Origin of the sequence: Palleronia rufa, from assembly GCF_000743715.1 — a bacterium.
Taxonomy (GTDB): domain Bacteria; phylum Pseudomonadota; class Alphaproteobacteria; order Rhodobacterales; family Rhodobacteraceae; genus Palleronia; species Palleronia rufa.
Map to the genome: position 1 here is coordinate 24,400 of NZ_JQEY01000012.1, position 16,018 is coordinate 40,417.

20 protein-coding genes are annotated in these 16,018 nt (G+C 68.8%); 10 read left to right on the forward strand and 10 right to left on the reverse strand.

What is annotated here, in order from left to right; all coding sequences use genetic code 11:
* Window positions 1–20 precede the first annotated feature (20 nt).
* The 7 genes from fliE to KW83_RS14190 are packed head-to-tail and all read left to right on the forward strand — an operon-like array spanning window position 21 to window position 3,780.
* Window positions 21–299, forward strand: a complete 279-nt coding sequence (gene fliE / locus KW83_RS14160) for a flagellar hook-basal body complex protein FliE (RefSeq protein WP_036180158.1) — start codon at window positions 21–23, stop codon at window positions 297–299.
* A gap of 3 nt (window positions 300–302) precedes the next feature.
* Window positions 303–572, forward strand: a complete 270-nt coding sequence (locus KW83_RS14165) for a flagellar biosynthetic protein FliQ (RefSeq protein WP_036180161.1) — start codon at window positions 303–305, stop codon at window positions 570–572.
* A gap of 1 nt (window position 573) precedes the next feature.
* The gene (locus KW83_RS14170) at window positions 574–1,287 is read left to right on the forward strand and encodes a flagellar hook-basal body complex protein (RefSeq protein ID WP_036180163.1); all 714 of its coding nucleotides are present in this window, start codon (window positions 574–576) and stop codon (window positions 1,285–1,287) included.
* An 8-nt stretch (window positions 1,288–1,295) separates the two neighbouring features.
* Window positions 1,296–2,081, forward strand: a complete 786-nt coding sequence (gene flgG, locus KW83_RS14175) for a flagellar basal-body rod protein FlgG (RefSeq protein ID WP_036180165.1) — start codon at window positions 1,296–1,298, stop codon at window positions 2,079–2,081.
* Window positions 2,078–2,503: a flagellar basal body P-ring formation chaperone FlgA gene (gene flgA, locus KW83_RS14180; protein WP_036180168.1), complete on the forward strand. Its 426-nt coding sequence runs from the start codon at window positions 2,078–2,080 to the stop codon at window positions 2,501–2,503. The genes flgG and flgA overlap by 4 nt, the downstream gene beginning before the upstream one ends.
* Window positions 2,503–3,228 carry a flagellar basal body L-ring protein FlgH gene (flgH, locus tag KW83_RS14185; protein WP_200879691.1) on the forward strand — a complete coding sequence of 242 codons (726 nt, stop codon included), beginning with the start codon at window positions 2,503–2,505 and terminating at the stop codon, window positions 3,226–3,228. Before flgA ends, flgH begins: the two co-directional genes overlap by 1 nt.
* 21 nt (window positions 3,229–3,249) lie before the next feature.
* Window positions 3,250–3,780 carry a flagellar basal body-associated FliL family protein gene (locus KW83_RS14190; RefSeq protein WP_036180174.1) on the forward strand — a complete coding sequence of 177 codons (531 nt, stop codon included), beginning with the start codon at window positions 3,250–3,252 and terminating at the stop codon, window positions 3,778–3,780.
* On the opposite strand, the gene KW83_RS14195 is transcribed toward KW83_RS14190, so the two are convergent.
* The 10 genes from KW83_RS14195 to KW83_RS14240 form a co-directional block, all read right to left on the reverse strand.
* Window positions 3,777–4,121 (reverse strand): hypothetical protein, encoded by a 345-nt coding sequence (locus tag KW83_RS14195; RefSeq protein WP_036180177.1) that lies wholly within the window; start codon window positions 4,119–4,121, stop codon window positions 3,777–3,779. The genes KW83_RS14190 and KW83_RS14195 overlap by 4 nt on opposite strands.
* Complete coding sequence (flhB, locus tag KW83_RS14200) at window positions 4,118–5,209, reverse strand: flagellar type III secretion system protein FlhB (protein WP_036180180.1); 1,092 nt, start codon at window positions 5,207–5,209, stop codon at window positions 4,118–4,120. The genes KW83_RS14195 and flhB overlap by 4 nt, the downstream gene beginning before the upstream one ends.
* Entirely contained in the window at window positions 5,206–5,970 is a 765-nt protein-coding gene (locus KW83_RS14205; protein ID WP_051928528.1) for a flagellar biosynthetic protein FliR, read from the reverse strand. Before KW83_RS14205 ends, flhB begins: the two co-directional genes overlap by 4 nt.
* The gene (gene flhA / locus KW83_RS14210; protein WP_235191431.1) at window positions 5,967–8,024 is read right to left on the reverse strand and encodes a flagellar biosynthesis protein FlhA; all 2,058 of its coding nucleotides are present in this window, start codon (window positions 8,022–8,024) and stop codon (window positions 5,967–5,969) included. Before flhA ends, KW83_RS14205 begins: the two co-directional genes overlap by 4 nt.
* A gap of 8 nt (window positions 8,025–8,032) precedes the next feature.
* The gene (locus tag KW83_RS14215) at window positions 8,033–8,707 is read right to left on the reverse strand and encodes a transglycosylase SLT domain-containing protein (protein ID WP_036180186.1); all 675 of its coding nucleotides are present in this window, start codon (window positions 8,705–8,707) and stop codon (window positions 8,033–8,035) included.
* 114 nt (window positions 8,708–8,821) lie between these two features.
* On the reverse strand, window positions 8,822–10,690 hold the full coding sequence (locus KW83_RS14220; protein WP_036180189.1) for a hypothetical protein: 1,869 nt from the start codon (window positions 10,688–10,690) through the stop codon (window positions 8,822–8,824).
* Entirely contained in the window at window positions 10,687–11,550 is an 864-nt protein-coding gene (motA, locus tag KW83_RS14225; protein ID WP_036180192.1) for a flagellar motor stator protein MotA, read from the reverse strand. The genes KW83_RS14220 and motA overlap by 4 nt, the downstream gene beginning before the upstream one ends.
* A gap of 34 nt (window positions 11,551–11,584) precedes the next feature.
* On the reverse strand, window positions 11,585–12,175 hold the full coding sequence (locus tag KW83_RS14230; RefSeq protein WP_036180194.1) for a MotE family protein: 591 nt from the start codon (window positions 12,173–12,175) through the stop codon (window positions 11,585–11,587).
* The gene (locus KW83_RS21985) at window positions 12,172–12,828 is read right to left on the reverse strand and encodes a hypothetical protein (RefSeq protein WP_407667869.1); all 657 of its coding nucleotides are present in this window, start codon (window positions 12,826–12,828) and stop codon (window positions 12,172–12,174) included. Before KW83_RS21985 ends, KW83_RS14230 begins: the two co-directional genes overlap by 4 nt.
* A 9-nt stretch (window positions 12,829–12,837) precedes the next feature.
* Window positions 12,838–13,326 carry a flagellar basal body-associated FliL family protein gene (locus KW83_RS14240; protein WP_235191432.1) on the reverse strand — a complete coding sequence of 163 codons (489 nt, stop codon included), beginning with the start codon at window positions 13,324–13,326 and terminating at the stop codon, window positions 12,838–12,840.
* A gap of 211 nt (window positions 13,327–13,537) precedes the next feature.
* Here KW83_RS14240 and fliF point away from each other — a divergent pair, with 211 nt between their 5' ends.
* Genes fliF through KW83_RS14255 form a run of 3 tightly spaced genes read left to right on the forward strand, consistent with a single transcriptional unit; the run spans window position 13,538 to window position 15,970 of the window.
* Window positions 13,538–15,097 (forward strand): flagellar basal-body MS-ring/collar protein FliF, encoded by a 1,560-nt coding sequence (gene fliF / locus KW83_RS14245; protein ID WP_051928537.1) that lies wholly within the window; start codon window positions 13,538–13,540, stop codon window positions 15,095–15,097.
* Window positions 15,094–15,684, forward strand: a complete 591-nt coding sequence (locus KW83_RS14250) for a FliH/SctL family protein (protein ID WP_051928529.1) — start codon at window positions 15,094–15,096, stop codon at window positions 15,682–15,684. The genes fliF and KW83_RS14250 overlap by 4 nt, the downstream gene beginning before the upstream one ends.
* Window positions 15,677–15,970 carry a FliM/FliN family flagellar motor switch protein gene (locus tag KW83_RS14255; protein ID WP_036180201.1) on the forward strand — a complete coding sequence of 98 codons (294 nt, stop codon included), beginning with the start codon at window positions 15,677–15,679 and terminating at the stop codon, window positions 15,968–15,970. Before KW83_RS14250 ends, KW83_RS14255 begins: the two co-directional genes overlap by 8 nt.
* Window positions 15,971–16,018: the final 48 nt, after the last annotated feature.

The following is a 16,018-nucleotide window of genomic DNA, read 5'->3' on the forward strand; positions in this document are numbered from 1 at the left end:
ACCATTGAAGGGAATCCAGAATGGATGTCACCGCCACCTTTGCCGCGCAACGCTATGCCGCCGCACGCCCCGCGACAGAGGCGGACCCGACCGTCGCCGCCGCGACCGGCGCCGCCCAGAGTTTCGCCGAAACCCTTGCCGGCGCGGAGGAAACGGCGAAATCCGCCATGACCGGCGGCGCCGACCCGACCGCGCTCGTCCGCGCCCTGTCAGAGGCGCGCTTCGCCGTGGAAACGGCCGTCACGGTGCGGGACAAGGTCGTCGAGGCCTACCAGGAAATCCTCCGGATGCCGGTCTGAGCCATGCTTTCGGAAGCCGTCTTCTACGACACGCTGCGCCAGGGCATGTGGATCTCGGTCACCATGTCCGCCCCGATCCTGGGCGTCGCGCTCATCGGCGGGCTGGGCATCGGCCTGTTCCAAGCCCTGACCTCGATCCAGGAGCTGACCCTGACCTTCGTTCCGAAGCTGCTCGCGATCGCGGTGGTGTTCTGGATGACCATGGGCTTCATGACGCGGACGCTGACCTCCTATTTCGACACGACCATCGTGCCCCTGGTTGCCGGAGGCTGACATGGACAACGCAGGCTATACGGCCCTGACACGGCAGAGCGGTCTCGTGAACGAGATGCGCGCGATCGCCAACAACATCGCCAACGCAGGCACCCAGGGGTTTCGCAAGGAAGGGGTGATCTTCTCGGAATTCGTGCGCTCCCTGGACGATGCGCCGTCGCTCAGCATGGCGGCGGGGCGGGTGCGGATGACATCGCAGCTTCAGGGCGGATTGGAACAGACCGGCGGCGCCTTCGACCTGGCCATCGAGGGCGACGGCTACTTCCTGATCGAGACCCCCGGCGGAGAGGCGCTGACCCGCGCGGGCAACTTCCTGCCCAACGCGGCGGGAGAGCTTGTGACGCCGGACGGCCTGCGTGTGCTCGACGGCGGTGGCGCGCCGGTCTTCGTTCCGCCCGATGCCACCGACCTGACGGTCGCGCGCGATGGAACGGTTTCTGCCAACGGCCAGCCCCTGGCGCAGATCGGTCTGTGGAATGCGACCCGCCAAGAGGACATGACGCGCCAGAACGGCCAGCTTTTCGCCCTGTCCGCGCCGCCGGAACCCGCCGAGGGCGCCGCGATCCTTCAGGGCTATCTGGAAAAATCGAACGTCAACGCGGTCACCGAAATCAGCCGGATGATCGAGGTCCAGCGCGCCTACGAACTGGGCCAGAGTTTCATGGACAGCGAAGACGAAAGAATTCGCGGCGTCATCAACACCCTAGGACAATAGGAGCAACCATGCGTGCCCTTTCCATCGCCGCCACCGGCATGAGCGCCCAGCAGATGCGGGTCGAGGTGATCTCCCAGAACCTCGCCAACATGAGCACCACCGGCTACAACGCCCGGCGGGCCGAATTCGCCGACCTGCACTACGAACAGGTCGCCCGGCCCGGCACGATCTCCTCGGCGACGGGGACAGAGCTTCCCACCGGCGTGCAGCTTGGACTGGGGGCCCGCGCCACCGCGGTGACCATGGAGATCGCGCAGGGCTCTCTGGTACAGACCGGCGGCGATCTGGATCTCGCCATCGAAGGCAACGGCTACATCGAGGTCACGCTGCCGTCGGGCCAGTCCGGCTATACCCGCGACGGCTCGCTGAAGCGGACCGGCGACGGGCAGATCGTCACCTCGGACGGCTATCCGGCCGTGCCCGGCATCACCATTCCGGAGGATGCGCGCTCTATCGCGATCAATGCCGATGGCGAGGTCTACGCCTATTTTCTCGATCAGGTCGAACCGCAGCTTCTGGGGCAGTTCAACCTTGTGGGGTTCAGCAACATGAAGGGGCTAGAGGCGATCGGCTCGAACCTCTTTGTGGAGACGCCCGCCTCCGGCCCCCCCCTTGCCGCCCAGCCGGGTACCGAGGGGCTGGGCACGTTCCGTCAGGGCTATCTGGAGGACAGTTCGGTCGATCCCGTGCGCGAGATCACCAAGCTGATCGAGGCGCAGCGCGGATATGAGCTGAACGCCAAGGTCATCACCGCCGCCGACCAGATGCTCGGCGCGACCACGCAGATCCGATGATCCGCGCGCTCTTGATCCTTCTCGTCCTGCCGGGCGCCGTCTCGGCCGAGATCCTTGTCGCCAGCCGCACGATCCGGCCGCAGACGCTGATCGGTCCGGGGGACGTGATCTCCAGGGAGGGCGACCAGCCCGGCATGCTGTCCGATCCCTCCCAAGCCGTCGGACAGGAGGCCCGCGTGGCGATCTATGCCGGCCGCCCGATCCGCCGCGGCGACGTGGGCCCGCCCGCCCTGGTCGAGCGCAACCAGATCGTGACCATCGTCTATGCCGCCAACGGTCTCAGGATGACCGCAGAGGCCCGCGCGCTCGACCGCGCCGGGCTGGGTGAGCGGCTGCGCGTCATGAACCTTTCCTCGCGCACGACGGTATTCGGCGCGGTCACCCGAGAGGGCACGGTCCTCGTTTCCGAAAGCCAACCATGATGCGTGTTGCCCTTCTCGCCACCGTCGCCCTGTCGCTGACCGCCTGCGGACAGGCCGCACGCATCGACGCGCCGCCGCAGCTCTCGCCCGTTGCCGAAAGCACGGAACTGGTCGCGATGCAGAACCCCGGTCTGCCGCTGAATTTGCAGACCGGACTGCCGGCCGAATCCGCGTCGCTCTGGTCGTCCGGGCGCGGGTCGCTCCTGGGGACCGGGCGGGCGGAGACCCGCGGCGACATCGTCACCGTGGTCATAGAGATCGACGACAAGGCGGAATTCTCCAACAGCACCAACCGGTCCCGCAGCGCCGGAGAGAGCCTGGGCGTCTCCGACTTCTTCGGCATTCCGCAGCGGATCGACCGGCGCCTGCCGGAAGGCTCCAGTCTGGGCAATGCGGTCGGCGTCAACTCCAACAGCGACTATTCCGGCGATGGCAAGACCAGCCGGAAAGAGCGTCTGACCCTGCGCGTCGCCGCCACCGTGACCGAGGTGCTGCCCAACGGCAGCTTCGCCATCGAGGGACGCCAGGAGCTGCGCCTCAACTACGAGATCCGTGAGCTTCTGGTGACCGGCATCGTCCGGCCAGAGGATATCTCGCGCCGCAACGAAGTGCCCTACGACCGCATCGCCGCAGCCCGGATCTCCTATGGCGGACGTGGTCAGATCGACCGCGCCCAGCAGCCACGCTTCGGCCAACGCGTGGTGGACGCCGTGCTTCCCTTCTGATTTCAGACCGAAAGGCCGCCCATGCTGCGTCTTCTCCTCCCCCTCGTTCTCGGACTCGTCGGCCTTGGCGCCGGTGTCGGCGCCGCCGTGGTCCTCAAGCCGCAGCCCGCCGACGCGCCCGGCACCGCAGAGGCCGCCGCAGCCTGCCCGGAGCCCGCCGTCGGCAAGGTCGACACGGCCGCGGGCAAGGATGCCGGATACGGCGGCGCGGCCGACGAGTCGTCCTCCGCCACCGTCTTCGCGAGCCTCAACCGGCAGTTCGTCGTCCCGGTGATCGAGGAGGGGCGCGTCGCCTCCATGGCCGTGCTGTCCCTGACGCTGGAAGTCACGCCGGACCTGGAGCAGGTGGTGTTCGAACGCGAGCCGCGCCTGCGCGACGGCTTCCTGAGGGTCATTCTGGACCACGCCAATACCGGTGGGTTCGATGGCACGTTCACCTCGAACGGTGCCGTCGATGCGGTCAAGGCCCGCCTGATGGAAACCGCCCGCGCCGAGCTCGGCGACGGAGTCAAGGATGTCCTGCTGTTGGACATTGCCCGCCAGGATCTCTAGTCGACCTCTCCCCGAGAGATCCGCCGCGCCACGTCGGCGCGGCCGAACGCGCGCCGGGCCTCGGCCAGGGCGAGCTCATGAGAGGCCCTGAGGGCGGCCAGCTGCGCCTGAAGCCTTACGAGGCGCTCCTGGCTCCACGCCATCCATGCCACATCCGCGCCGGTCAGCCGGGCCGTGTCGAGCCCGCGGCGCGATCCGGCTTCGCGCACCTCTTCCAGGGTCGCGATGTCGGACCGGATCCGATTCATGTGCCGAACGATGCCCTCGACCCTGGACAGGTCCCGGTCGCGCAGGATCCCCGCGATACCCGCCAGCTGCTCCCAGTCGGAGCGCTGGCTCATCGGAACCGCGCCTTCTTGCGCATCGCTTCGGCAAAGCGAATCGCCACGGCCACGGCCGCGTATTGATCCGCGCGGATCTCCTCGCCCACCCGGACCGTCGCATGGAGCGCCCGGGCGGTCGGCGGGTCGGAGTGGATCGGCACGCCGGCCTGCGTCGCCGTCTCGCGGATGCGGGCGGCCACCATGTCGGTGCCCTTGGCGACGCAGACCGGCGCCCCCGGAGAACTGCGCGACCATTTCAGTGCGATGGCGTAGTGGGTCGGGTTCACGATCACCACCGACGCCTCCGGCACATCCGCCATCATCCGGTTCGATGCGATCTCCATTCCCTTCTGGCGCCGCTGCTGCTTCATGTGCGGATCGCCTTCGGACTCCTTGTGCTCGTCGGTCATCTCCTTGCGCGACATGCGGTGCTTGTTGATATGCTCGGCGCGCTGCCACACCAGATCGACGAACCCCAGCGCCAGCGCGATCGCCAGCACCAGCGCCAGGAAGGTCACGCACATCTCCAGGGCCCGCGCGGTGGCGAGTCCGGGATCCATGGTGGCGAGGCTCAGGATCTCCGGCAGCCGCGCCCACAGGAACATGGTCAGCGCGACCGAGTAGATCGCCAGCTTGACGAAGCTCTTGGCGAACTCGAACAGCCCGTTCTTTCCGAACTTGTTCTTGGCGTTGCCGATGATCGAGACGCGCGACATCTTCGGCGCCAGTTTCGAGCCGGTGAAGAGCAACGCCTGTTGTCCCAGCACCGACACCAGCGCGAAGGCGAACGGAATCGCCATCCAGGGCGCAAGCGCCAGTCCGATCTCCGCCGCCAGCGTCGCCGTCAGCGCGCCGCCACCGCCCAGCACGACCTCCGGGGCCAGCAGATGGGCGCGCGCCATGACGCCGGCCAGCGTCGCGCCAAGCTCCTTGAGGGACGCGGCCCCCAGCGCGGCGGCGACCAGCAGCACGCCGGCATATCCGGCCGCCGTCGTCAGATCGGCGCTGCGCGGCACCTCGCCCTTGCGCCGCGCATCGTCCAGCTTCTTCTGGCTTGGCTCGTGTTGCTTGTCGCTGTCGTCGTCCTCGTTGCCGCCACCGCTCATCGTACGGCCCCCGCGGGGTCGAGCAGGAACGCGTCCATGGACTGGATCCAGACCTGCAGGATCAGCGGGATCGACAGGGCCAGCAGGGCAAGGCCGCCCAGGGTGATCGCGGGCGCGCCGACGAAGGCCACCATAAGCTGCGGCATGGCCCGGTTGATGACCCCCAGCGTCAGATTGTAAAGCAGAGAGGTGATCACGAAGGGCATTGCCAGCGCGAACCCCAGGGCGAAGGCGCGGGCGACGCGTGTGACACCCCATTCCATCAGGTCCGACGGCACCGGCAACCGGCCCGCCGGCAACAGGTCGTAGGACAGGACCAGGAACGCGACCAGCTTGACGTGCAGCCCCAGGATCACCGCCAGCGCCAGGCCCGAGATCACCATCGTATGGCCGATCGCCGGCTGCGGATCGGCGGCCTCTCCACCGAAGATCTGCGCGAGCGACACCGTCTGCGCCGCCATCGCCCCGGCCAGTTGCAGGGCGATCACGAAAAGCCGCAGCACCGCGCCCAGCGCCAGGCCGATCACGACCTCGCCCGCCAGCCAGATCCCCGGCGCCAGATCCGGTATCCGGTCCAGCACCGCGGGCGCGGTGATGAGCGTAAAGGCCAGTCCCAGGGCGAGGCGCACGCGCATCGGCACCGAGCGTTCGCCAAAGGCCGGCATCATCGCCATGGCCGCGCCGACGCGCAGGAAGACGACCATCCCCAGGGTCAGGGCGGCCTCCGCGATGCCGGTCAGCGCGGTGAGTGCGGGGATCATGCCGGAACCGTTCCGACCAGCGCGGGGCGCGATTCGACGCCCAGTTCCTCGAAGCTCATGACCGGGTTGGTCAGCCCCTTGGCGGCCAGGACCATGCGCAGGAACCGCCGCCGGCGGGAGGTGGTCACCAGGGCCGCGAAAACGCCGCGGTCGGCAGCCTCGCCCAGCGTCGACGCGGTCTGGTCGGCCAGCCGGTTGAACGCGTCGGGCGGCAAGGCGACATTGGCCTCTCCTGCCTCGCCCTGCAGCTGGTGCTGGGCAAAGAGGTCCTCCCATTCGGGGGAGAGCTGCACCAGCGGAACCGACCCGTCCTCTCTCGACAGACCCGCGACAAGCTGAAAGCCCAGACGCTGGCGCACGATCTCGCAGATCGCCTCGGGCGTGGTGGCCTGGGACCGGGCGGCGGCGATCGCCTCAAGGATCAGCGGCAGGTTGCGGATCGAGACGCGCTCCTCAAGAAGCAGGCGAAGCACCTGGAGCAACAGCTCGACCGGCACCTTGTCGGGAACCAGTTCGTCGATCAGCCGGCGGTTCGCCGCCGCGCGGTCCGGGTCCGACAGGCGGGTGAACTCGTCCAGAAGCCGCCGCAGCGCCTTCAGCGTCATCAGGCGGTGGAAGTTGCGCTTGATGATCTCCAGCAGATGCGTCGCCAGCACCTCGGCCGGCGTGACGGTGGTCAGACCGGAAAGTGCCGCCTCTTCCTGGCGTGCGCGGTCCACCCAGCGCGCGGCGGCGCCATAGACCGGTTCCGCCACATCCAGACCGTTCGGCATCGCGTCGGGGGAGTCCCCGGCCAGCACCAGCACCCGGTCGGGATAGAGCCGGTCGCGCACCCTTTCCACGCCGTGGATCCGGATCGTGTAGGTGCCGTTGGGGAGTGACGGATCGTCGGTCAGCCGGATCTCCGGCAGGACCAGCCCATAGGTGGTGGCGACATGGGTACGCATGTTGCCGATCCGCGCGTCGAGCCCGGTCGCCGCGTCCAACACCAGAGGCACCAGATCCGGCGCGAATTCCAGATGGATGTCGTCGAGGTCCAGCACATCGCCCATGGATTGCCGGGGCGCGGGCGCGGCGGCCGTCTCCGACGCGGAGGCCTGGGCCCGGACCGCGGACTGGCGCGCCTTCCAGGCCAGCACGCCCAGACCGATGGCCCCGGCCATGAACGGCAGAAAAGGCAATCCCGGCACAAGGGCGAAGAGCCCCATGAGCAGCGCCACGGTGCCCAGCGCGCCGGGATAGCGGCCCAGCTGGTCGAAGATCGCAAGATCGGTCGAGCCGGAGGCGCCGCCGCGCGCCAGCAAAAGCGCGGAGGCGATAGAGATGATGACCGCCGGGATCTGCGTCACAAGGCCGTCGCCCACGGTCAGGATCGCGTAGGTCTTGAAGGCCGCGCCGATCTCCATGCCGTGAAGGATCGTGCCGATGGCCAGCCCCATCACCAGGTTCAGCAGCGTGATAAGAAGTCCCGCCACGGCGTCGCCCTTGACGAATTTCGACGCGCCGTCGAGCGAGCCGAAGAAGGTCGTCTCCTGCTGCTCGCGTTCGCGCCGGGCCTTGGCCTCGGCATGGTCGATGGCCCCCGCGCTCATGTCGGAATCGATGGCAAGCTGCTTGCCCGGCATCCCGTCCAACGCGAAGCGCGCGCCGACCTCGGCCATCCGCGCGGCACCCTTGGTGATGACGATGAAGTTCACGATCAACAGCACGCCGAACACCACGAGGCCCAGAAACACGCTGCCGCCCATGACGAAATCGGCGAAGCCCTCGATCACCTCGCCCGCCGCGCCGGTCCCGGTGTGCCCCTCGCCGATAATCAGCTTGGTGGAGCTGACGTTGAGCGACAGCCGCAGCATGAGCGAGGCCAGCAGGACCGTCGGAAAGGCAGAGAAATCCAGCGGACGCTGGATGAAGAGCGTGGTGGTGAAGATCAGGATCGCCAGGGCGAAGGACAGCATCAACCCGACGTCGAGCACCCATGACGGCACCGGCAGGATCATCATGACGATCACCGCCATGAGCGCCAGAGACAGCAGGATCGTCGGTTGAAACATCGCCCGGATCATCGGCTGACGATCTCGAAGAGGGGCCGCGCGGACTGTCCACGTGGCACCAGAGAGCCAAGGCCGCCGGGCGTTCCTCCTGACATGAACACATAGGTCGAGCTGCGGCGCGCGGGTTCGGCCATCGCAACCACGACGTCTTCCGGCGCGCTGCCGTCCAATCCGTTGCGAAGCTGCGTGAAGCGGGCGCGGTAGCGGCCGGCGAATTCCTCATTTCGGGAATGGAACGCGCCCGCGGCACGTGTCCAGTCGCCGTATTCCGCAAAGAGCTCGGACAGAAAACGCGCGGCGTAGCGGGCGTTCGACAGCGGGTCGAACATTTCGGCAATGGATCTGAACTGCTCCCCGTGCCACCTGTAATTGATCTGGAAGCACCCGATGTCGAAGCTGCGGTACCCCGAGCGGTAGCTTTGGTCCGCGAAACCCTCCGCCTCTGCCTGGGTGTCGAACCAGTAGCCCTTGCCCTCGAGGTTCACGGTCCAGGGCCAGGGATCCATGCGTCCCTGCCTCGTTCGGCCGGTTTCTGTCAGAGAGATGGCGGCCAGCACGTCATAGGGCACGCCGCTTTCCTGGCTGGCCCGGTTCGCGGCCGACAGACAGAGATCGGCCGGGTTGGCGGCAGCCGGTAGCGCAAGGAAAAGCGCCGCGATGAAGGCGGACAGGACAGGTCCCATGCGTACGGCGGATTCCTTCTGGACTCGGCTGGCCTACTGGCTGCGACATGGCTAGCGCGGAATGCTTACCAAGAGGTTGAGGACCGCCGGCGACCGGTGCCGCCGCCCGGTCCGTCAGTTCCCGATCAGCGCGCGGATCTCCTCGCGCAGGGCCGCGCTCTCGGCCAGCAGACCGGCGCTGCGCGCCTGCAGCCCGTTGGGTGGCGGGGCGGGTTCTTCTGCCGCTGGATCCACGACGCGAAGCTGCGCGATCTGACGCGCCAGGGCATCCACATCCGGTCCCGACAACCCGGCAAGAAAGCTTTCCGCGGCGTCGGGCGCGTCGCGCGACAGGGCGATCCGGGACCGCAGCAGGCGCTCTTCGCGCGACGGAACCTCCCGACCGCTGCCCAGCAGGTCCAGCGCCAGATCCGGGACATGCAGTGATTCGGCCCTTGCCGCCAGGGCGACGCGCAAGGCCTGGTCATCCGGCAGACGGTCCTTGAGGCGCACCGCCCGTTTGAGGAAGCCGGCATCGTCGGACATGTCGAGCAGCGCGCCGAAGAGCTCGATCCTGAGGCGAGAGGCAAGATCCGCGTCGCGCGCCGCCAGGCGGACCAGATCGCCATCGGCTGCCGTCAGCGCGCCCGAGGCGATCCGCGCCCGGATCACGGACCGGTCCAGGCGATCCCGATCGCGCCCGGTGAGTTCGACCGACAGCGCCTGCGCCTGATCCAGGATCGCGACGGGAACGGTCTCGTTCCTGTCCACCATCCCGTCCACCAGCCGGACCATGGCATCCGCAAGGTCGGGCGTCCGGCGGGCGGCCAGGTCGAGCAGCGCGGGGTCTCGCCCGGCCGCGACGGTTTCCGGTGCCCGGGCCGGTTGCGCGACGCCGGCAAGACGGTTCTCGACCACCCGCGCGCTTTCGGGCTGGCGCAAGGTCCGCAGCCGTGCGGCGGCCCGTCGTCCAAGCTGCTGGCGCAAGGTCTCGTTCCCGATTCCGTCCACGGCGTTCACGATGCTGTCGATCCTGGCAGGCACGGATGACGATCCTGCGATCAGCGCGAACAGCGCGAAGGCATCGCCGCAATCGGCAGAGGCGGCGAGCCGCGGTGCCGGGACGGGCGCATCCACGACAGCGGCGATCTCTTGCAGCACCGGATCCGACCCGGCGACGGGCCGCAACAGCGACAGCGCCTCCGCCCCGAGCCCGCGAGAGATCAGCCGGCGCGCGTCCGTCTCTGCCGTCAGCAGGCTGTCGGCGTCGGCAGGCAGATCGACACGGCTCCAGGCGGACAGAGGATCCCGCGCGTAGGGCGGGCAGATTGCGGCCGCCGGGATCCCCACCCGGCCGCTTTCGTCTCGCTGCTCCTGGCTTTCGACCCGGATCCCCAGGCCGGGTGGGATCTCCGGCGCGTCCGGACCGGGCGGCGGCAAAGGGGTGCGATCCTCGACCCGCTCTGCCGGCAGATCGATCGCGTCGATCAGCCCCTCCGCCGCGGCGTCGCGGAAGGATTGCATGACGCTCCGGGAGAAATCGGCCGGTGCCGCCTTGGCGGGCCTGCGGACCGCATCGACCAGCAGGCCGGGCAACAGGTCCGGCACGTCGAAGCGGGCGGCGCTGGCGCGTTCCGGTGCGGGCGGTCCGGCGGCAATGTCCAGGATCAGGCCGCCGTTGGGCCGCTCCAGCGGCGTGGCGTCGCAGGGACAGTTCAGCGACACCGCCAGCGTGTCCGGCGCGGACTGGCGCAGCGCCTCGATCCGCCGGTCGCCGATCCGGCGATAGACACCCCCCAGATCGTAATCCACCGGGCGCGAGGTTCTCACGTCGAACCCGTCCGCCGTTCGCACGATCTGCCAGTCCGGCCGGTCGCGATAGTCGATCACGATACGGGTGAACCCGTCATGCTCTGCGGTGCGCACAAGAACGGGCTCACCCTGCGCGGCACCGGCCAGGGCCCAGGCCGACACGAGGGCGATCAGGGCGGAAAACCGGATCATGCCGCCCGCGTCGCCTTAAGCGCTTCTTCCAGGTCGTTATAGCCTGGGCGCACGTGGGAGGGCGCGTTCTGGCGGCCGACCTCGATACAGATCGCGGGCGAGTGCTGGTGGAGGTTGGCCACCAGGACCTCCCGGATCAGCTGGTAGAAATGGGCGTCCTCCTCGACCACAGCGCGGATGCGCGAGGCGAACGGCCCGACGAAGCCGTAGGCCAGGAACACGCCCAGGAAGGTGCCGACCAGGGCGCCGCCGATCAGCTTGCCCAGCACCTCGGGCGGCTGGTCGATGGAGGCCATGGTCTTGATCACGCCCAGCACCGCCGCGACGATGCCCAGTGCCGGGAGCGCGTCAGCCATTGTCTGCAGGGCGTGGCTGGAATGCATGGCGCTGTGGAGCGTGGTCTCCATGCGCTTTTCCAGCACCTCCTCGACCTGGTGGGGGTCGTCGTAATTCATGCTGGCAGAGCGCAGCGTGTCCGAGATCAGCTCTACCGCTTCCTTGTCCTTCTGGATCTTCGGATAGCGCCCGAAGATCTCGCTGGAGGCCGGATCCTCGATATGGCTCTCCAGCGCCAGCGGATCCGACTTTGCCAGGCGGATCAGCTCGAACAGGAGGCAGAGCAGGTCGCGGTAGTCGGCGCTGCGCCATTTGGGGCCCTTGAAGACGCGGCCGATGTCGCGCGCCGTGTGCTTGACAGTGCTGCCGCCGTTGGACAGCAGGAACGCACCGACGGCGGCCCCCATGATGATGGCGATCTCGAACGGGAGGGCCTTGAGGATGATCCCCATCTTGCCCCCGGCGGCCAGATACCCGCCGAAGACCATGACGAAAACGACCACGATTCCGATGATTGCGATCATGTGGTGCAGGTCTCCGGTTGGTTGCTCACTGGTATCACTCCTTGGGCAAGGCGGCGTAGCGACCGGCCAGCGTCACGCTGATCGCATAGCCGGCGTCCGGCGGCAGGCGCGCCAGAATCGCGGCGGCGGCGACCGGATCCATCATCGCCAGGAACCCGGCGGCAAAATCGGGCGGCATCTCCTGGAACAGCGGCGCGGCCTCGGCGGGCTTCATGTTCTGATAGACGGTGGCCAGCCGCGCCAGGTCGTCCTCGGCGGCGCTGTCGGCCAGCTTGAGAAGCTCGCGCAGGTCTTCCTCGGCGACGCGGATCTCTTCCATTGTCGCGTTGAGCTTCTCCTGTGCCGCGGCGAGTTCCCCGGCCTTCGCGTCCAGCTCCGCCTCGCGCGTGTCGAGGACCGCCTGTCGCTCTTCCAGGGCCGCGAGGAGCGCCGCGACCTCGTCCCCGTCCGCCGCGGGGTCGGCGGAGGCATGGGCCGTGGTCGCCTCCGACAGCAGATCGACAAGCGAGCCTGCCGTCCCATCGCCCAGGCGCAACAGCGCGGAGGCGAGCACCAGGCCGGCCAGCATGGGCAGCGCGCCGATCCCGTTCCGCCGGGCGCGCAGGTTCAGCCTGCGCAGGTTCATGACGCGACCGCCACCGGACGCCGTGACGTGAAGCCCTGGCGTTCGGGGTCGATCAGATAGGGATCGACGGTCCGGGCGACGGCCCGCGTCGTGGCGGCGGGTGCGGGATCGTCCGCTTCGGGGTCCGCAGCGTCCGCCTCCACCGGTGCGGTGTCGGACGACTCCGCCGGTGCGGTGTCCGCCGGCAGCGTCTCCGCCGTTGCGGTGTCCGCCGGCAGCGTCTCTGCCGGTGCGGGGATCGCGGGCGCGGCGTCTGCCGGAGCGGGGACGTCGGGCGCTGGCGCGTCCGGAACGGCCGCCGGCGGTGCGGCGGCGACCGGCGCCGTGGGAGCGGACTGCGCCACGACAGCGCCCCCCTGTCCGTCCGGCGCGTCGAGATCGTGGAGCGCCGCCACATTCAGTTCGAGCCGGCGCGCGACATCCTCGGCCCGCTCGGTCAGTTCGGTCAGGGTCGTTCCGGAGCCGTCCGCGGCCTTTCGCGCGGCATCGAGCGCGCGGGTCAGGTCATCCACCTGCGCAGACAGCACCGCGACGGCACCGCCCATGCCGCGCTCCAGGTCGGTAAACCGGGTCAGCCGCCGCGACAGGACAAAACAGTAGAAGGTCACGCCAAGCGCCCCCCCGATCAGAAGAATGTCGGCGATCAGGTCCATCGGTCCACCTCAGCTCAGTACGAATTCCATGACGAGCACATCGCGCACCCGATCGGCGCCGACGACCAGCTCGACCCGGCGCAGCAGCTGCGCGCGCAGTCGAATCAACGCGCCGCGATCCTCGAACTCGGCCGGATCGACCGCGCGCAGATAGCCGTTCATCACGTCCACCACCCGCGGCATCAGATAGGCAACGTCATCGCGCGCCAGTTGCGGAACCTCGAGCTCGGCGCGGAACCTCAGCAGCCGCGCCCGGCTTTCCGGACCAAGGGTGACGACGAAGGGCTCTACCGGCAGGAACGCGACATCGGCCACGGCCGTCGCCGCATAGCTGCCCGCGACGGTTTTCGCGTCGTGGCCGGAGCCCGATGCGCCGCCCGCGCCCTTGTCGCCACCGCCGTCCTTCTCCCCGCCGGCCTCGGCCTGGACCTGGTCTCCGCCACCCAGGATCAGGCCGCTCCACACGGCCGCGAATCCGCCCGCGCCCAGCGTCAGCATCAGGACCGCGCCGATGATCAGCCCGCCCTTTCCCGATTTCTTGGCGGTTTCTTCCTCTGCCATTCCCGTCCTGCCCCGTTCGGAGAAAATCGTCTTCGGGGCCGTATAAACCATCATTAAGCTAACCGATTGTTAAGGCCGCTCGGTCAGTTTGCCGGTGCAGACGGGCGCATGTGCCCCGCGTGACAGGAGGTCGGTCTTGCAGCAGATCATGACGGTATGGGGTTCGCTGACGAGCCAGCGGCGCGCCCTTCTCATCGGCGCGGCGGTGGCGATGATCGCCCTTGTCGCCGGCCTTGCGCGGCTGAGCACCTCCACCGACATGGACCTGCTCTATTCGGGGCTGGAGCCCGGGGCGGCCGGGGATATCGTCGCCGCGCTGGAGGCGCAGGGGGCGCAGTACGAAGTGCGCGGCGGCGCGATCTTCGTGGATGCGCGGGCCCGGGACGCCCTGCGCATGACCCTGGCCGCCGAAGGCCTGCCCGCCAACGTCTCCGACGGGTATGAGCTGCTGGACAAGATGTCCGGCTTCGGCACCACCAGCCAGATGTTCGATGCGGCCTACTGGCGCGCGAAGGAGGGTGAGCTGGCGCGCACCATCGTCAGCTCTCCGTCGATCCGTGCCGCCCGCGTCCATATCGCCAACTCTTCCACCAAACCGTTCCAGCGCGATGCCACGCCCACCGCGGCCGTGACGGTGACGCCGGCCGGCGGCGGCCTGTCGGCCCAGCAGGCGAAGGCGCTGCGCTACCTCGTGGCCGCCGCGGTCAGCGGTCTCGCGCCCGAGAACGTGTCGGTCATCGATTCCAACGGCGGCGTCATTCTTGCGGGGGATGAGACGCCCTCCATGGCCGGTGCCAGCGGCGACAAGGCCGCGGCGCTGAAACGCAACGTCGAACGTCTGCTGGAGGCGCGCGTCGGCTACGGCAAGGCGGTGGTGGAGGTCAACGTGGACACCGTCACCGACAGCGAGCAGATCACCGAGCGTCGGATCGACCCCGACAGCCGGATCGCCATCAGCCAGGACACGACCCAGACCAGCGAATCGTCCAAGGACGGCCCCGGCGGCGACGTGACCGTGGCCTCGAACCTGCCCGATGGCGATGCGGCGAAGAAAGAGGGCGCGTCCAGCAGCCAGGCCAGCGAGAGCCGCGAGCGCATCAACTACGAGGTCTCGCAGACGGAGCGGCAGCTGACCCGCATGCCCGGCGCGATCTCCCGGATCACCACCGCAGTGCTGGTGGACGGCATCCGGACCGTGGCAGAGGACGGCACCGTGACCTGGGCCCCTCGCCCCGCGGAGGAAATGGAGGCGCTGCGTGAACTGGTCTCCGCCGCCGTCGGATTCGACGGTGAGCGCGGGGATACTCTCTCGCTGCGCAGCATGGAGTTCGAGCCGCTGCCCGTGGAAGGCTCCGGCCCCGCCGCCGCCAGCCTCCTGGGACCGATCGACGCCATGCGGCTGATCCAGATCGCCGTGCTCGCCGTGGTCGCGCTGATCCTGGGACTGTTCGTGGTCCGGCCGATCCTGTCGAAGGCGCCGCCCCCGGCCCTGGCGGCGCCCCGCGACGGCACGGTCCTGACCGGCGAGATCGACCCCGAGGACACGCCCGCGAACCTGCCCGACGCCCGGCGCCCGATCCGCTCCTACGCGGATCCGACCGAAGAGCGCAGCGCCGTGGACCGGCTGCGCCATCTCATCGACGAGCGGCAGGACGAGTCGCTGCAGATCCTCAAATCCTGGATGGAAGACGACGGAGAAAAGGCATGACCCTGGCGCTGGAGGACTTCGGCGGCTTCGCCGGACTGACGCGGATGACCTCGGTCGATCCGGAACGGCTGGAAGCCGAGAAGCTGGAGTCCTTCGACAAGGGCTACGCCGCCGGCTGGGACGACGCCACGGAGGCCGCCGAACGCAGCGCGCAGTCCTCCGGACAGGCCGTCCGCGCCCGTCTGGAAGAGCTGTCCTTTACCTACCATGAGGCGCGCGCCCATGTGATGCAGTCGCTGGGGCCGCTTCTGGAGGCCGTCGCGTCCACGGCACTGCCGCAACTGGTACGCCAAAGCCTGGGACAGCGTCTGATCGAGGTGGTCGAGGATCTGGCGCAGGACGCCGCCGATGCGCCGGTGACGGTGCATGTCCCGCCCGCCGATCTCGATGCGGTGGCCGGCGCGCTCGGCGACACCGCGCGCTTTCCCTACCGGCTGGAAGCCGATGACGAGCTTGCCCCCGACACGATCCATGTGCGCCTGGGCGACCAGGGCCGGCTCATCGACACGCAGGCCGCCGCGGCGCGGCTGACCGAAGCGCTTGCCGCACTCGACACCCTCAACAAGGAGACCCTCTCCCATGGCTGACGTCCCCCAGGTCGCGGAGTCCCAGCGCGCCTCGACCAACCCGCTCGTGCACGTGCCGGTAGAGATCGTGGTCTCGGTCGGCAAGGCCCGCCCGAAGCTGGCCGACCTGCTGAAGATGGAGCAGGGCGCCGTCCTGCCGCTCGACAGCCGGGTCGAGGATCCTGTGGAACTCTATGTCGGCGACCGCCTCATCGCCCGGGGCGAACTGGAGGAGCTGGAGGGCGACCAGTCGGGGCTGCTGGCCGTGCGCCTGACGGAAGTCGCGGACATGGACAACGGTCTGTGACACGCGTCCTGCCGGTCGTGCTGCCGGTTCTTCTCCTTGCCCTCCTGG

Coding starts and splice junctions, on each gene's coding strand:
- KW83_RS14240 (WP_235191432.1), bottom strand. CDS start 13,326: ATGCTGACGCTGGGCGCGGGCGGATTCGCGGCCGTGTGGAGCGGCCTG.
- KW83_RS14255 (WP_036180201.1), top strand. CDS start 15,677: ATGGCTGACGTCCCCCAGGTCGCGGAGTCCCAGCGCGCCTCGACCAAC.
- KW83_RS14205 (WP_051928528.1), bottom strand. CDS start 5,970: ATGATCCCCGCACTCACCGCGCTGACCGGCATCGCGGAGGCCGCCCTG.
- flgA (WP_036180168.1), top strand. CDS start 2,078: ATGATCCGCGCGCTCTTGATCCTTCTCGTCCTGCCGGGCGCCGTCTCG.
- KW83_RS14195 (WP_036180177.1), bottom strand. CDS start 4,121: ATGAGCCAGCGCTCCGACTGGGAGCAGCTGGCGGGTATCGCGGGGATC.
- fliF (WP_051928537.1), top strand. CDS start 13,538: ATGACGGTATGGGGTTCGCTGACGAGCCAGCGGCGCGCCCTTCTCATC.
- KW83_RS14250 (WP_051928529.1), top strand. CDS start 15,094: ATGACCCTGGCGCTGGAGGACTTCGGCGGCTTCGCCGGACTGACGCGG.
- flhA (WP_235191431.1), bottom strand. CDS start 8,024: ATGTTTCAACCGACGATCCTGCTGTCTCTGGCGCTCATGGCGGTGATC.
- KW83_RS14215 (WP_036180186.1), bottom strand. CDS start 8,707: ATGGGACCTGTCCTGTCCGCCTTCATCGCGGCGCTTTTCCTTGCGCTA.
- fliE (WP_036180158.1), top strand. CDS start 21: ATGGATGTCACCGCCACCTTTGCCGCGCAACGCTATGCCGCCGCACGC.
- motA (WP_036180192.1), bottom strand. CDS start 11,550: ATGATCGCAATCATCGGAATCGTGGTCGTTTTCGTCATGGTCTTCGGC.
- flgG (WP_036180165.1), top strand. CDS start 1,296: ATGCGTGCCCTTTCCATCGCCGCCACCGGCATGAGCGCCCAGCAGATG.
- flhB (WP_036180180.1), bottom strand. CDS start 5,209: ATGAGCGGTGGCGGCAACGAGGACGACGACAGCGACAAGCAACACGAG.
- KW83_RS14170 (WP_036180163.1), top strand. CDS start 574: ATGGACAACGCAGGCTATACGGCCCTGACACGGCAGAGCGGTCTCGTG.
- flgH (WP_200879691.1), top strand. CDS start 2,503: ATGCGTGTTGCCCTTCTCGCCACCGTCGCCCTGTCGCTGACCGCCTGC.
- KW83_RS21985 (WP_407667869.1), bottom strand. CDS start 12,828: ATGGACCTGATCGCCGACATTCTTCTGATCGGGGGGGCGCTTGGCGTG.
- KW83_RS14220 (WP_036180189.1), bottom strand. CDS start 10,690: ATGATCCGGTTTTCCGCCCTGATCGCCCTCGTGTCGGCCTGGGCCCTG.
- KW83_RS14230 (WP_036180194.1), bottom strand. CDS start 12,175: ATGAACCTGCGCAGGCTGAACCTGCGCGCCCGGCGGAACGGGATCGGC.
- KW83_RS14165 (WP_036180161.1), top strand. CDS start 303: ATGCTTTCGGAAGCCGTCTTCTACGACACGCTGCGCCAGGGCATGTGG.
- KW83_RS14190 (WP_036180174.1), top strand. CDS start 3,250: ATGCTGCGTCTTCTCCTCCCCCTCGTTCTCGGACTCGTCGGCCTTGGC.